Here is a 15,364-nt window from a genome sequence, read left to right on the forward strand (position 1 = left end):
GCAATCATACTGTTATGATGCCTTCTCGCCGTGCGTTCTTTCGCCAGTCGGCCAGCGTTGCCCTCTTTCCCAGTTTAAAACCACTCAGCGAATCGTACTTTCAGGAAGTAGCACGGTACCGCTTGGGAGACTCAGCCCAAGCTCTGGCTTCTGATGAAGATTTCTGGGCTCTCATCCAGCGGGCGTACACCGTCTCGCCGACGATACTGAATCTCAACAACGGTGGCGTAAGTCCCAGCCCGACCTTGGTACAGGAAGCCGTCGAGCGGTATTTCCGCTATTCCAACGAAGCCCCGAGCTACTACATGTGGCGGGTACTGGATCAGGGTCGAGAACCCCTGCGGGAACAGCTGGCCAAGGTAGCGGGTACGTCACCGGAGGAAATCGCCATTAACCGCAATGCAACCGAAGCTCTGGATACGGTCATTCTGGGTTTACCCCTGCAAAAGGGCGATGAAGTGGTCGTCTCCAATTTCGATTACCCGAATATGATGAGTGCCTGGCGGCAACGTGAACTCCGCGATGGTCTGAAGCTCAATTACGTGAAGCTGCCCATGCCCTGCGAAGACGAGAATCAGCTGGTGAAGCTGTTTGTCGAGCAAATGACACCGAAGACCAAAGTGGTACACCTCACGCACGTCATCAACTGGTCGGGGCAGGTGCTGCCCGTTCGGAAAATTGCCGACGAAGCTCACAAACGCGGGATTGAAGTACTCGTAGACGGAGCCCACAGTTTTGTGCATCTGGATTACAAAGTACCCGACCTGGGCTGCGATTATTACGGTACGAGTCTGCACAAATGGCTAAGTGCTCCGATTGGTACAGGCATGCTTTGGGTGAAAAAAGAGAAAATTTCGAAGATATTCCCCCTGGTACCCAACGAGCAGCCGCAGTCAGACAATATTCGCAAATTCGAAAACCTGGGTACGCGACCCTTTTTCATCGAACAGGCCATCGGGCAGGCCATTCAGTTCAATAATTCCATCGGGGCAGTTCGGAAATACGAGCGTCTGTTTTATCTGAAAAACTACTGGGCTGAAAAAGTAAAAGACCTGCCTGGTATTACGCTGTATACTTCGCTGAAAAAGGGCTATTCCGGAGCCTTGGCCGTCGTTGGTGTGAACGGAATGACGCCCGGTCAGCTGGAAAGTGCACTCCTGACTCGCTTCAAAATCCATACAACGCCAATAGATAAAGAACATGTGAAGGGCGTTCGGGTAACGCCGCACGTCTATATTTTACCCTCGGATCTCGACCGATTAGTCAGTGCTCTGACGATTCTGTCAAAAGAAAACACCGATAAGCTGGCAAAAGCCGGAAAGTAACCATAAGGATTTACGGGTAAATTCCCCGGGGAGGCAGGTACTTCCCCGGGGAATTTGTTTTTTTGTAGGTATGAACCGCCACTTTGCATGAACTTAACATCAACCCGTATGAAAAATTTTGTACTTAGTCTTTTCCTGCTGACATCGGCTCTGATGAGTTGGGGGAGAAACCCGACGGGTAGCTTCTTTCAAAACCCCGTTTGCCCCTTGAAAGTGGCTATAACTCCCACCAGTGTGGGCCTTTGTGCCAGTGGGAGCGTGGTCCTGACGGCGAATCCTAGTGGTACGGCTTCTTCCGGAGCCGTGACCTACCAGTGGCGGAGGGGTACTCAAATTGTTGGAACGAGCCGAACGTATACGGCAACTACCGTGGGAATCTACAGCGTTACGCTTAGCCAGGGTTCCTGTAGAGCTACCGATACACTGACCATCACGCTGAATCCTACACCCGACCTTTCGAGTATTGCGGGCGATTCGGCCCTTTGCGAGGGACAGAAAGGCAACCTGAGTGTAACGACCTCCGGTAGTACGAGTCCCTATACGTATCAGTGGAAACTTGGATCGACCGTGCTCGCCGATAAAACACCTCAGCTTTCGATTACCAAGGCCGGTACGTACACCGTGACGGTAACCGATGCGAAAGGTTGTACCGCTTCCACCACGAAAACCGTACAGGAAACCAAACCCGTTCTGTACATCACTACGGCAACGAGTAAGCTCAACCTGTGTTCGGCGGATCAGGAAGGGGTAAAGATGCAGATTTTTCGGACGGAGAACTTTACGCCGGATACCTATGCTTGGAGACGCGGTACAACGGTAGTGGGCACGGGCTCTACCTTTGAGGCCAAAGATGCTGGAACGTATACCTTGCAGGCTACGGCAAAAAATGGCTGTCAAGCCGTGTCCGGTAATAGCATTCCGATTCAAAAATACAATTCTCCCACCGCGTATGCCGGAGCCGACACCTCCCTGACGGGCAAAGATCGCTTCGAACCCAAAGGCATCATTCCGGCCAGTGGTGGTACAAGCCCCTATACCTACGCCTGGCAAACGTCCGCTAATACACCCGTTTATACCGTGGCCAATCCGAGCATTGGGCCTTTTAAAGGCTCTGCACAGGTTTGGCTAACGGTAACGGATCGAAATGGCTGTACGGCCCGCGATACGGCCCGAATCACCTATATTGCCTGTAAGCTAAAACTGAGTGTAACGGGGGCTGACTACCTCTGCGAGGGTCGAAGCAGTACACAATGGACGGGGCGGGTCACCGATAGCCTGGGTGCTGTAACCTATAGCTGGCGGCAGGGATCAAGTCTCGTATTTGGCAATCGCGTAAACCTGACGAAAGAAGGAACCTACCTGATTAAAGTCGAAGATGCCCGCGGCTGCGAAGATTCGCTGAGCCGGAGTATCACCATCAAACCAACGCCTACGGTACAAATTTCCGGTGATTTGTTCTACTGCCGGGGTGGTGGAGCCTTACTACGGGCGAACCCCGCGGGTGGACAGGCTCCGTACGCCTACGAATGGAAACTCGGTACAGCGGTTGTGGCCAATGCTTCTGGTGTACAATTCAATGCCTCTGCTCCGGGTAACTACACCGTTACCGTTCGGGATAGTCTAGGTTGTCGGAGAGAGTCGGCGGCAGTTTCCATTGTCGAACGGGGGCAGAACATCGTTGCGAACATCGTTCCGGCTGGAAAAACCACCACCATGGTTCCGGACAGCGTCGTATTGAATGCCGTTACGGGAGCCAATTATGCCTATCAGTGGCGGAAAGATAATGCCGAAATCGCAGGAGCGACGCGGCCTCGCCTAGTACTCCGGGGTTCGCAGGCAACGGGCAATTACGTCGTAGTAGTGATTAGTGAAGGGTGCTCCGTCCCCTCTTCGCCCGTAAACGTCTGGATTGAAGGGCCTACGGCCGTAGAGCCGGGTACGACTGAAGTCGCGGTGAAGGTATACCCTAACCCTTCCGCCAGTCGGGCCATTATTGAAATAAACTTACCCCAGGCCGCCGCCGCCCAATTGCAGGTGTACACCCTGGCGGGGCAGCCTGTACTACGTCAGCAGGATACGCAGGTACAGCATCAGCATCGCTTTGATCTGGATTTGTCGGGTGTTACGGGAGGTATGTTACTCTGGAAAGTACAAGCTGGAGCATACGTACGGGAAGGCAAGTTGATAAAGACGAACTAAGTCATAAGTCAACAAAAAAGGTAAAGGCTAGCAGAGCCTTTACCTTTCTACTCCTAAAAAGAAGCCCCGGATGAAAGGGCTCTTATCAAACTAACTCCTTTTCTTGTTGCTCTAAAGGCTTGCGATTCTTTAGAGGGTGCTGCTTAGACAGCTATTTGATGATGAAGTGATTTATTTTCGGCTATGGGTTGCAGATACGTGATCTGAATATTTCGTAAATGAGCTTTCGATTCAAAACTGTTTAAAATGTTCAGTACATCGCTGTCGATATAAGAAGATCGCGTACAGTCGATTTCTACCACACTATCATGCGGAATGGTTTCCAGAATTTCCGTAATACTGACTTTATTGAGAAAGGATACGTAATCGCCCATGCGAATGCGAATACGTTCCTGCCCGTTAACATGGTAGGCATGCGTCTGGTGGGCTTTCACGTAGGTTTCCCGCAGAACGAAGAATAATCCTACGGCCAGACCGATGCCGATGCCCACTAACAAATCCGTTAGTAAAATCGCTACGACCGTCGTAACGAAAGGCAAAAACTTGAGTATCCCCGCCGCATACTGCTGTCTGAAAATGCTGACCCGGGCGAGTTTATAGCCCGTTACCAGTAAAATGGAAGCCAGCGAAGCCCAGGGAATCCGGTTCAGTACCGACGGCAGCGTCACGACGCAAACCAGTAGTAAGGATCCGTGAATCAAAGCGGCCCGTTTGGTACGTGCTCCCGCATTCAGGCTAACCGAACTCCGGACGATGACCGAAGTCAGCGGCATGCCCCCAATCAATCCACTCACCACATTACCAATACCCTGAGCCTTCAATTCCCGATTCGTCGGTGATTTCCGCTTGAGTGGGTCGAGCTCGTCGATGGCTTCGATGGCCAAAAGAGCTTCCAGACTGGCTACCATCGCAATCGACAGGGCCGAGGCATAGACCTGCGGATTATCCCAGGACGTAAAATCAGGAAATGTAAAAAGCCCAAGGAACCCCGCCACGGTTTTGGGTACGGGTAATTGGACCAGATGATTTCCCTGTAACGCCAGCGTAGGGCTCAGGGAGGAAATCAGCATATTGATGCCAATGCCCAGCGTAACGACAACTAGGGCAGCCGGAATATTCTTTAAAACCGCATATTGACGAAAAAGCGGCCGTTCCCAAAGAATCAGTACGCTGAGTGAAAGCAGCGAAATGAGAATGGCCGTTCCGCTAAACTGCTGGAAAGCAATCGTCAACTGCGTCAGGATGTCAAAGCCATCGGGCTGAAAAAGCGAAAAGCCTTCAGCGGCATCGGCGTCGTAGCCTACCAAATGCGGCAACTGTTTGATGATCAAAATGATACCAATCGCGGCCAGCATCCCCTTAATGACGGAGGAGGGAAAGAAATTACTAATAATCCCCGCCCGAAGAAAACCTAAACCCACCTGAATGAGTCCGGCGATAAACGTAGCCAGCAGAAACGTTGGAAAAGCCTCCAGGCGTTCCATGGTCGCCAGTACTACTACAATTAAGCCCGCCTCAGGTCCGGATATACTCAACTGAGATTTGCTAAGTAACCCAACGACCAGTCCACCCACGATCCCGGCAATGATTCCAGAAAAGAGCGGTACACCCGAAGCCAGAGCAATGCCCAGACACAGCGGAACCGCCACCAGAAAGGAAACCAGGCCCCCTCGCAGGTCACCCGCTATGGAAACGTCAGTCCCGTATTGAAGCTTCGTATCCATAACGGTTCGCGGTTGGAACTAGCGTTTGGGCCTATGTTGAGAGATAGTGGGAAGGCTAATAGGTTGGATAGACACTAAAATCATCCAATCCCGGAAATCGTAATTCCTCGTACTAGAAGGCGATTTTTTAGCCTGATACAAAGCTAGGGCATGCGGTCTCTTTCAAAATTAAGAGGCCATTAGAAGATTGTTAGAGAGTAATGAGGAGGTGATTAGAAAACGATTAGAAAAGCTTGGGTAGCTGTAACACGACAGAAGTCCCCCGGTTGAGTTCGGAGCTAACTAAGATGCGACCGTGGTGCAATTCCATGATTCGGTGGGTAAGGGGAAGCCCAATGCCGTATCCATGAATTTTCTTAACATTTTCGGCCCGGAAGAAGGGTTCGTAAATGTGTTTGAGATCCTCGGCACTAATGCCTACGCCCTGATCGGTAAAGGTGACGGTGGCTCCTTCCGTATTCACGCCCAGCGTTACTTCCACCTGCTTGTTTTGGGAAAATTTACAGGCGTTTTCCATCAAATTCAAAAAGGCCGTCGTGAGCAGAGTCTTGTTCCCTTTTACCAGTAACGAAGGTTGTGAAGTTGCCGTATCTCCTTCAAACGAAAAAATCATTTGATACGAGGGTTGCTTGGTTGTAAGCAGTTTGGCAGCATCGTAGATGACTTCGTCCAGAGCGACTTCCTGAAAGGTAATGGTCGATACATCCTGATTGACCTGGGCCAGTTCCAGCAGGTTATTGGCCAGATTGTTCAACCGTCGGATGGATTCGAGTACGGTTTTCCACTTCGCCTCGTGCTCCTCGGGCGTACGGGGTTTGATCAGCGTCACTTCAATCTGACCCGTAATGATGGTGAGCGGCGTACGTAACTCGTGCGAGGCGTTGGCTACGAAATCCCGCTGTACTGCAAAGGCTTTTTGCACGCGATCCAGCATGGAATTGAACGTCTGAGCCAGCTGGGCAATTTCATCTTCCTCTTTCCCCGCAACCAGGCGTTGATTGAGGTTAAAAGCCGTGATTTGTTCCACTTGTCGCACGACCTCGGAGATGGGTTGCAGGGTACGCCCGGCAAAAAACCAGCCGGAAATACCCACCAGTGTCAGGCCGAATACGAGCCCGAAACCCAGAATAGTCCGCAAGTGCCTCATCTCCGTAAGCCCGTATTCATCGTAGGCCGAGGCAATGATGATGAATTCCTTACTGTCGTAGCGATACGTTAATCCCACGATTTCCCGCTGGCCGTACCGCACAAACACTTCGCCTTTTTGCCGGACCCGCTCCAGCAAATGAAGCTTGTCGGCAAGGCGGTCGGGTCGATTGTCACTTTCGTAAACAATCTGATTCTTGGAATTATAGACAATGATCTGTTCTTCAGGCAAAGAAGTCAGGTTATTTCGCTCAAAAAGCTTTAATAGCTGGGCGTCAATTTTTTCCTCTTCAATGAGCAGGCGGGCGGTCGTTTTGGCCTTATCGCTGAGGCGTAGGTAAAAATCTTTTTGCCGGAAATACTCCGAAGTGAAGTACACGACCGACGAAAACAAAATCAGATTAGCCGCTACAATCAACAGGAAGGTTAATGATAGTTTGGATCTGATTTTCATAGTGATAGAGGGTAAACTAGTCTTCGGCTTCCTGCATGATATAACCGATGCCGCTGATGGTATGGATCAGTTTGGGCGAAAAATCCTTGTCAATTTTCTTACGAAGGTAATTGACGTATACATCAACCACGTTGGTACCCGTATCAAAATTTACGTCCCAGACCTTTTCCGCAATTTCACTACGGGACAAGGCCCGGTTCTGGTTTTTCATGAAAAACTCCAGTAAAGCCAGTTCGCGGGCAGTGAGGCTAATTTTGTGATTATCCCGCTTTACGGTTTTACTTTTCTGGTTGTATTCCAGATCAGCCAGCTTCAGTACGACGGCTTCAGCGGGTACGGCCAGTCGGCGGCGGTTGAGTGCCCGGAGACGGGCCATTAGTTCCCGAAACTCGAAAGGCTTGACCAGATAATCATCGGCTCCCGCATCGAAACCCGTTAGGACGTTTTCGGTGGTACCGAAGGCCGTAAGCATCAGTATGGATACATTCTCGTAGCGATCCCGAATGATCTTGCAGAGTTCGAACCCGTTCATAATGGGCAGATTCACGTCCAGAATCACCGTGCCGTATTCCTGTTCCTTCAACAGTTGCTGGGCTTTCAGAGCATCCTCAGCCACGTCGGCTTCGAGTCCATAATCTTCCAGGCCACTTTTGATGAAAGAAGCGACTTCGTGCTCATCTTCGACAATCAGGATTTTCATTTCCGCAGGAGATTAGGCTACGAAAGTACGGATTGGCGGGTGAAGATGGAAATAAGAAGAGGAAGGACTAGTTCTTAGCGGTTCGTTGGGCGTATCGACACAGAGGAGCTGGCTGGTGCTTAGCCATCGATAGTACTAGAGCCTTTGTAAAAGTGATATACTAGTTAGTGAGAAATTCCACGATGAATGTAGTGGTTGGTGACGCTACGATCAACACCAACCATGGCAGAGAACGGGAACTACATTAAACGCTAACAAGGGCTCAGTATAAATTGAAATTATTCTAGTTCGAATTCAAAAAACAAAGGATCATCTTTAAAAACGACTTTTACAGCTTCATTATTCTTTGTATTACGTAATATAAATGTATGATTCCTGTTATCGATATGCTCAATAAATTTAAAAACGCTATTAATATATCTTTGTAAATTAGTCCTATTGATTGCCCAAAAACTTTCCTGATATAGTATAGTAGTTGTTTTGTTCTTGTGTGTTATAATTGGATTAATGGTTAGATATTCTTTAAAACCATAGATGAACGTTACATGTCTAACTCTCAATTTATTAGTGTCAGAAACCGAGCCGTATGTAACATAAAAAATATCTCTGAATATTTCATTCATGTCCCCGTCTTCCATGAAGAAATCATGCCTCGACGTAGTTCCAAAGGATAAAGGTCCTTTATGTTTAGTAACTGTATTCTTTCTGATTTCATTTACTTTTTTTAATGAGTTGTAAGTATTATCAAAACAATTAATCCTAATATATGACCCTGTATAAGGAGCTAAGGAGGATACTTCTTCTACGTGTATATCCTGATCACATGGTTTTTCACTTGTGCAGGAAACCATACAAAACAAATACCCTGTTAGAATGAATATATAATAGTCAATATGTAATTTCATTATGAATCAAAGTGAGACGCATTTGTAATTTATGTTCTAGATACTAAATATGAAAGGCCCGATTAGAAGAAAGGACCTACTCAGAAAAGATTATTTAATCAGCTAGTAATTTTATTAATTCTGGTGCACCATAATTAATTTTCAACGTGGCATCCCCAATTATTCATTACTCATTTTACTATAGCTCCCGCCGTTGTTGGTGTTTAGCGTAGCGTCACCAACAACCTCCGAAGGCCTGGAACCTTCGGAGGTTGAAGCTAAAACGCTTACCAAAACCTATTCTACCACTACAGTCTCACCACCCGAATAACTCCGATATTCCCCGTTGTACATCGCATCGGCAGAGACGGGGCCTGCCGTAAAGCGTCCTTTGGAGACGGCTCGGGCCAGGTAATAAAACGTTTTGGGTTGAGCCGAAACGCTGGTGAAATAATGAATCCGGTCGTCCCGCAGGTCGAAATGGTCGGGAATGGATTGGTTTTTGACCCAGCTCAGTTCGCGTTCGGGCGTAAGGCGGGGGTTTTCAATTTCCAGTCCGGCGGGTAACATATCGGTTACGACCACATTTTCGACGGGCAAGCCGTTTTGCGAGCGTACCGTCACTTTCACCACAATCAGTTGATTCTGCTGTAAGGCTCCCGAAAGAGGTTTACCATTTCGGTCCAGGTATTGTTTGCGTACCTCCAGTACCTGATCGGTTGCCGCAATGGTACCGCTACGGCTTAAGCCTTCCGCTTCGGCGAAATAATATAGCGAACCTTTGCCCGTGGCGGTAATTGTGGCAGGCTGATCCAGACCTTTGCTGAGCAGCAAATCTTTGCCACTAAACGTTTCCAGTACTTTCCCATTACTCAAAATACGAGCTGTTACCGATGACTGAGCCGCCTTACGAGCCAGCTTACCGAGAGCCAGCAGAGCAAAACTTTCTTCCTGCGTAGAAAGCCAGGGAGCCTGCTTCACCGCTGCTGAAAGTTGCCGGGCCAGACCCGGAATCTGTCTATTGGCCGGGTCGGTTTCCAGCAGTGTATTCAGAACCAGAGCCTGATTCCGAATAGGGCTGGAGAAACTGCCCCCCGTTTCCCGCTCCTGTTGTTCGGGACGGAAATTGGCGGGAAGTAAGGAGGCTTTGCTGCCTTCATCACCCACCGTACCGAAAGCCGCCGCCAACAGGTATCGCCTCTCGGAAGTCAGCAGGGCGGGGTTCGCTTTGTAATAGTTCATCACTGCCCGGTTTGGTTTCCCGGCCAGGCTGAGTACGTAGAGGCTGTAAACGGTTTCACGTTTCGCCCGCGTTCGGTTGGTTACGCTGCCGTCTTCATTGGTTTGGGCTGTCTTTTCAGTGGCCTGCTTGCTGACCTGCTGGTTGAGAAAATCAAGAGCCTTGCTCAAGGTAGCGGGGTTGATTTCGTACCCGGCTTTCTGGGCTTCGAGCATGAAATGAACCGCGTATGCCGTCGTCCACCAATCTTCGCGTTGGCCCGCCTGCCACATCGAGAAACCGCCGTTGAAGAGTTGCAACGTCTCAATTTTGTGTAAGGCTGCTGTAATGTTAGTCGTTGGGTTAAGGTCCGAAGTTCCCGTTTTCAGGTACGGTTTTCGTCCCGATTGCAAGATTTTAACCAGCTCGGCGAGGTACAATTGAGGGAAAGCCACGGATACCGTCTGCTCCAAACAGCCATAAGGATACTGCAACAGGCGGTTTAAAGGATCGGCCAGCGACACCAGCGGCGAACGACTTACCCGTAGCGAGGCTTTAACGGTACCCGGCACCAGCTCTCCAACATTCAGCGGAACGGCGGCCGTTTGTCCGCCATTTACTACGCCCGAAACGGACGTTTTCACCAGCCCTACGCTGGGCCGTACCGTCAGATCAATCTCTTCACTAAACGTTTCGCCCAAACCTTTTACGCGTACCACCACTTTGCCCGTACCGATGGTCTGAGCGGCTTTCACTGAAAATACCGCCCGTCCTTCCTGGTCGGCAGCAATCGAGATGGATTGTGGAGCGGGACTGGTATTCTGCAAGGCTCCCGTCGTTTGGAGGGTAGCGGTTATCTGAGCCAGTTTTTTCGTGGTGTTGGTAATGCTGACGGGTACGGTCAGCTCGTCGGCCGGACTGGCAAAACGGGGCAGGGCCGTACTGATCACCAGCGGATCGGCCACTTTCATGTTTTTGGAAGCCGAGCCAAAAGCTTTGTCTTTGTACGCCACCGCCATGATGCGTAAGTCGCCCGAGAACTGCGGAATATCCACCGAGAATTCCGCCTCGCCGCTGCCATTAGTAGTCAGTATTCCACTCCAGAGAGCGACCAGCTTCACCCGGCCATTCGCCAGTGGATTGATGCGTTTTTCCATACTAAACCCATCGCCCCCCACCGAGCTACGCGAACGAATACTTAGCTCCGGGTGCAGATAGGCGTAGAGGTCGAATCCGCCTACTTCCAGGGCTCGTTTCTGGTAGAAAAAGCCGTAAGGATCGGGGGATTTGTAGTTTTTAAGTTGCAGGATGCCTTCGTCCACTACGGCCAGCGTTACCTGGGCACGGCCTTCTGTTTTCACCCGAATGGTCTGTTTGGTTTTCGAACGCGACTGCTCAATCGCCGTAATCGTTACGGGCAACTGGCGGTTAGACTGACCGACCATCACCGGAGCGTAGCCGTGAGCCACCGTCAGCGGCAGGTCGGCATCGTCCATGGGGCGGAAAAGCGTAGCCGAGACGTACACGTTGGGCAAGTGTTCTGCCCCGATGGGAAATTGTAGTTCGGCCGATTTCTCGTCGGTATCCAACAGGTGGTGTTCCAGTACCCGGTTTCGTTCCACCGTCACCAGCAGTTTCCCCGCGAAAGGCGTTTTGAAAAGCACTTTTGCTTTGTCGCCCACCTCGTAGCGGGCTTTGTCGAACGTCATTTCGACCTGTCCTTCGTTGTTCACTTCAAAGGCAGTACTGCTGGTTTGTCCGCGACCATAGGCGTAAAATTCCTGACTCGTCCAGTTGCGAGAACCCCTGCGATGCAGACGAATTTCGTACTCGCCCGAAGTCGCCGGAGCATAACTGACCGAAGCCCGGCCTTTGGCAAAAGTTACCTCCCGCGTAAACACGACTTTGGATTGTCGTTTGGAAGAGTACTTCATCGAACCGTCGGTATTCTTTTCAATGACGGTCTGGTATTCGTGTTTCACAATGTCGATCTGCCCGGTGGCAACTACGGGCTGTCCGGCCGCATTCAAAGCCACGAGTGGAATGGTCACGGGAGCGTTGGTACCAACGTAGGTATCCGGTAGCCCGATGCCGTACAGAACGGGTTGGGTCTGAATCGCAAAACGTTGGAGCCGGTTCACGGGTCGCCCGGTTTCGTCAAATATGGTCACAAAAGTCTGGGCTTCGAGCAATCCCATATCCTGCCAAGTGGCGGGCAGTACGAAACGCTCGCTGGCGAGTCCGGTAGCGTCGGTTTTTCCCTGCCGTACCTGATTGTCGAATTTAGTCTGATCGGGAATATCGAAGACGAAACCCTCGTATCCTTTGGGTCGGAATAGCTGACGTTTCACCTGTAACTCCATTTCGTAGTTCCGGTCGGCGGCGGGTGGGCCAAACAGGTTAGTAGCCGTGGCCGTAACCGGGGCCGTTTCGCCGGAACGGTAGCTTTCTTTGGGTGTACGGACGTCTACCTTGATACGATCGGGCATGAATTCTTCTACCGAAATGGCCTGCGAAGTCAGGAGTACATCGTTGGCATTCAGTACTTCCAGCTGATAGGTGCCCGTTAGTGTAGCCGTTTCCAGCGGAATGTCCTGGGCTACAGCTCCTTCGGCGTTGGTGGTCAGTCGCAAGGTACGATACTCTTTGCCGTTCGGCATCAGTAAGCGTACTTTCAGCGGAATTTCACCCGGCGTTTCCCAGGCCTGTTTCCGAACCACTACGTTGAAATGCAGTGTTTCGCCGGGTCGATAGATGGTCCGGTCGCCGTACAGAAAAGCCTCGAAACCCGACGCATTATCGCGTTTACCCTCTACTTCAAAGCGGCTGGTTTGTACCTGCGTATCTTCCAGAAACAGATAATTGAAGTCCTCGTCGGTACGAGCTGTAATCAGAGCCGTTGTAAAATCGGATGCTTTTAGGTCTTTAAATACCGCCAGTCCTTTGGCGTCGGTAGCAATGGTTTGAAGGGTCTGGTTATTGGAGGAAACCAGGTTCACTTGTACGTTTTTCAGCGGTTCGGTCGTCCGGATGGAGTGGGCGAAGACCAGAAATTCGTCGCCGGATTGTTTGCCAATCAAGCCAATATCCGAGATGCTGACCAGCTTGGTAGCGTTATGGTAGTACTCGTCGTTGGAATTCAGCGAGACCAGATAGATGCCCCGAAAGGAATTGGTCGGGTCCGGCAAACTCAGGTTGAGTAGGGAAACCCCGCCCGTTTTGGGTAAATCCTCCGTTTCAATCGTTTTGTTTACGACGATGTCGGAGTACGTACCGCCATCTTCTGAGTACACATACCCCTGCTCCGATCCGTTGCCCTCGCTGTCGTAGCGGTAATCACGGTAGCGGTTGTTACGAAGGTAACTGAGGATATTGTTTTCGTAAATCTTGGAAATTCGTACCTGTACTTTCGGAATATTCGTAATGTTGACCGCCACATTGCGATGGCCCTTGGACGTTAGGTACACCGCTTTTTTATGCACAAATTCCAGACCGGCGGGCATTTTTCCAAAGTACAAATCCTTGGTATACGCTTCGCTTAGTGAAGGCCCGAGTACGCCGCGTAGCTGGCTGTTGAGGGTCAGGGTGTAGGTATCCGTTTCGTTAAAGTCCCCGCGAATGAGGAGCCCGTTTTCCAGTAACTCAGGTTGCGTTTGCAGCGAAGTCGTTTTCGCTTGTATCGGAATCGGATTGCCCAGCGTATCGTATTCAACGGTAGCGGGGGGAGCGGTACTGCTGATAAGCTGATACGCCGCCGCCAGATTTTCCGGGTTCAGTTCCTGCGTAGTAATGACCTTGATGAAGCCGCGATTATTCTCAAAACCCGTTTCGACGCGTACGATTTCCAGCGTTTTCGGATCAGGGAGCGTTGTTTGTAGCTCGGTGGTTTCTTTGGTTTTAAAGGCAGTGTTGGCTACGGAAAGCCCGGATTCCAGCGCCAGATCCAGCGGTCTGGCTTCCTGAACCCCGGACAAGGTAAGGGGTACGGTACTAGCCACGCCGTTCTGTCCGATACTAAAGCCGACTTTCTGTTCCTTTTCGCTGACGGTCAGTTTGGTACCCACTTCACCGCCCGATACCGGATAATTGAAATGCAGTTTTAGTTTCGCTACTGCCTGATGGCCCGTCCGCGAGCGGGTCCAGTACGCTTCCGTTTCTTTCACCGCCAGATAAGGCGTATGAAAGGTGAGTTTTTCGGTCGAAACACCCAATGATTTATCCTTGGCCTGTGTCAGGATTTTGTCGGAAAGACGTGCCTGGTATTCGGTGGCGGGCTGGAAGGAAGACGTCGGCGAAAACACCAGTTCATTTTTCCCTACCCACTTGAAGCGACCGGGAATGGCAGGTTCGAATTCAACGAATTTAGTACTCTGCCAAATGCCCAGTTCAGCCTCCGGTACCAGGTCCTTATTGAAGGTAAAAACCAGATTCTGAGCCAGTTGAATTTCGTCTTCAAAATTGGTAGCCCGTACGACGACTTCATTGAGCTTCGAACAGGTAGAAAACAGGACGGCCAGAGCCAGCAGCCCAAACACGCGGAAGCCACGCATAGCAAAAGAAAATTTGATTGAAGTGTTGATACTGCTTCCAATAACGGAAGGATTCCTGGAAAATTGGAAAGAAAGAAAAAAGCCGTTACCGGATGCGTTCGGTAACGGCAGAGGGTATTAGCGAGGTACTTCTACTTTCTTGAGAATCTGTTCGATGATGGCGTCGGGCGTGGTGCCTTCCATTTCTTTTTCGGGCGTCAGGATGAGGCGATGCCGTAACACCGGAAGGGCCAGTTCCTGTACGTCTTCGGGCGTAACGAAATCCCGTCCCCGCAAGGCAGCCAAGGCTTTGGAGGCATTGAGCAGAGCCACCGATGCCCGGGGCGAAGCTCCCAGGTACAGAAACTTAGATGTACGGGTTTCGTGAACCAGTTGAGCAATGTAAGTAAGGACTTTATCTTCAATTACAATCTGACGGACTTTTCCTCGTAGGGTCGTCAGTTGTTGCCGGGATAAAACGGCCTGGATGGCTTCTACGGCGTCCGTATTGGAGCGGCGTTCGTGGTGACCACGCAGGATTTCTGTTTCCTGATCCAGCGTAGGATACTGCACGATGATCTTGAAAAGAAAACGATCCAACTGGGCTTCGGGCAGTCGATAGGTACCTTCCTGCTCAATGGGATTTTGCGTAGCCAGTACCAGAAAAGGAGCCGACATCGGGTAGGTTTGTCCAGCGTTGGTGACCTGCCGTTCTTCCATGACCTCGAATAAAGCCGACTGCGTTTTGGCCGGAGCCCGGTTGATTTCGTCAATCAGCACGATATGCGAGAAAATCGGACCGGGTTTAAACTCAAACTCGGAAACTTTGGGGTTGAATACCGAGGTGCCCAGTACGTCTGAAGGCATCAGATCGGGTGTAAACTGAATGCGATTGAAATCGACCGAAATGGTTTTGGCCAGTAACTTGGCCGTCAGCGTTTTGGCTACACCCGGTACGCCTTCAATCAGTACGTGACCGTCGGCAAAGAGGGCCGTCAGCAGTAGATCAATCATGGCGTGCTGGCCCACAATTACTTTTCCTACTTCCGTGCGAATATCAGCGACGGTCTGGTACAGTTCACTTAAGTCAATTCGAGATTCAAAGGCATCCATGGATTCACGCGTTCAGGCTCTCAAAATACGGCAAAATCTGCATTTGTACCGCAAAGCCCTGAATTAAAGGC

Annotated in this window: 7 protein-coding genes; 2 read left to right on the plus strand and 5 right to left on the minus strand. The window is 50.5% G+C overall.

Features of this window, described 5'->3' with window-relative positions; translation table 11 throughout:
- Positions 1-17 precede the first annotated feature (17 nt).
- Entirely contained in the window at positions 18-1,325 is a 1,308-nt protein-coding gene (locus C5O19_RS00930; RefSeq protein WP_207766419.1) for an aminotransferase class V-fold PLP-dependent enzyme, read from the plus strand.
- A gap of 108 nt (positions 1,326-1,433) precedes the next feature.
- Entirely contained in the window at positions 1,434-3,524 is a 2,091-nt protein-coding gene (locus tag C5O19_RS00935) for a T9SS type A sorting domain-containing protein (RefSeq protein ID WP_165795908.1), read from the plus strand.
- A 143-nt stretch (positions 3,525-3,667) separates the two neighbouring features.
- Here C5O19_RS00935 and C5O19_RS00940 read toward each other — a convergent pair whose 3' ends face one another.
- The 5 genes from C5O19_RS00940 to C5O19_RS00965 all read right to left on the minus strand — a co-directional run bounded on the left by C5O19_RS00940 (position 3,668) and on the right by C5O19_RS00965 (position 15,293).
- On the minus strand, positions 3,668-5,248 hold the full coding sequence (locus C5O19_RS00940) for a SulP family inorganic anion transporter (protein WP_104709505.1): 1,581 nt from the start codon (positions 5,246-5,248) through the stop codon (positions 3,668-3,670).
- Positions 5,249-5,471: 223 nt separating this feature from the next.
- A complete protein-coding gene (locus C5O19_RS00945; RefSeq protein ID WP_104709506.1) occupies positions 5,472-6,848 on the minus strand; it encodes a sensor histidine kinase in 1,377 nt (458 codons plus the stop codon).
- A 16-nt stretch (positions 6,849-6,864) separates the two neighbouring features.
- The gene (locus tag C5O19_RS00950) at positions 6,865-7,548 is read right to left on the minus strand and encodes a response regulator transcription factor (protein ID WP_104709507.1); all 684 of its coding nucleotides are present in this window, start codon (positions 7,546-7,548) and stop codon (positions 6,865-6,867) included.
- Positions 7,549-8,729: 1,181 nt separating this feature from the next.
- The gene (locus C5O19_RS00960; RefSeq protein WP_104709509.1) at positions 8,730-14,201 is read right to left on the minus strand and encodes an alpha-2-macroglobulin family protein; all 5,472 of its coding nucleotides are present in this window, start codon (positions 14,199-14,201) and stop codon (positions 8,730-8,732) included.
- 117 nt (positions 14,202-14,318) lie between these two features.
- The gene (locus tag C5O19_RS00965) at positions 14,319-15,293 is read right to left on the minus strand and encodes an AAA family ATPase (protein WP_104709510.1); all 975 of its coding nucleotides are present in this window, start codon (positions 15,291-15,293) and stop codon (positions 14,319-14,321) included.
- Positions 15,294-15,364 lie beyond the last annotated feature (71 nt).

Origin of the sequence: Siphonobacter curvatus, from assembly GCF_002943425.1 — a bacterium.
Lineage (GTDB): Bacteria > Bacteroidota > Bacteroidia > Cytophagales > Spirosomataceae > Siphonobacter > Siphonobacter curvatus.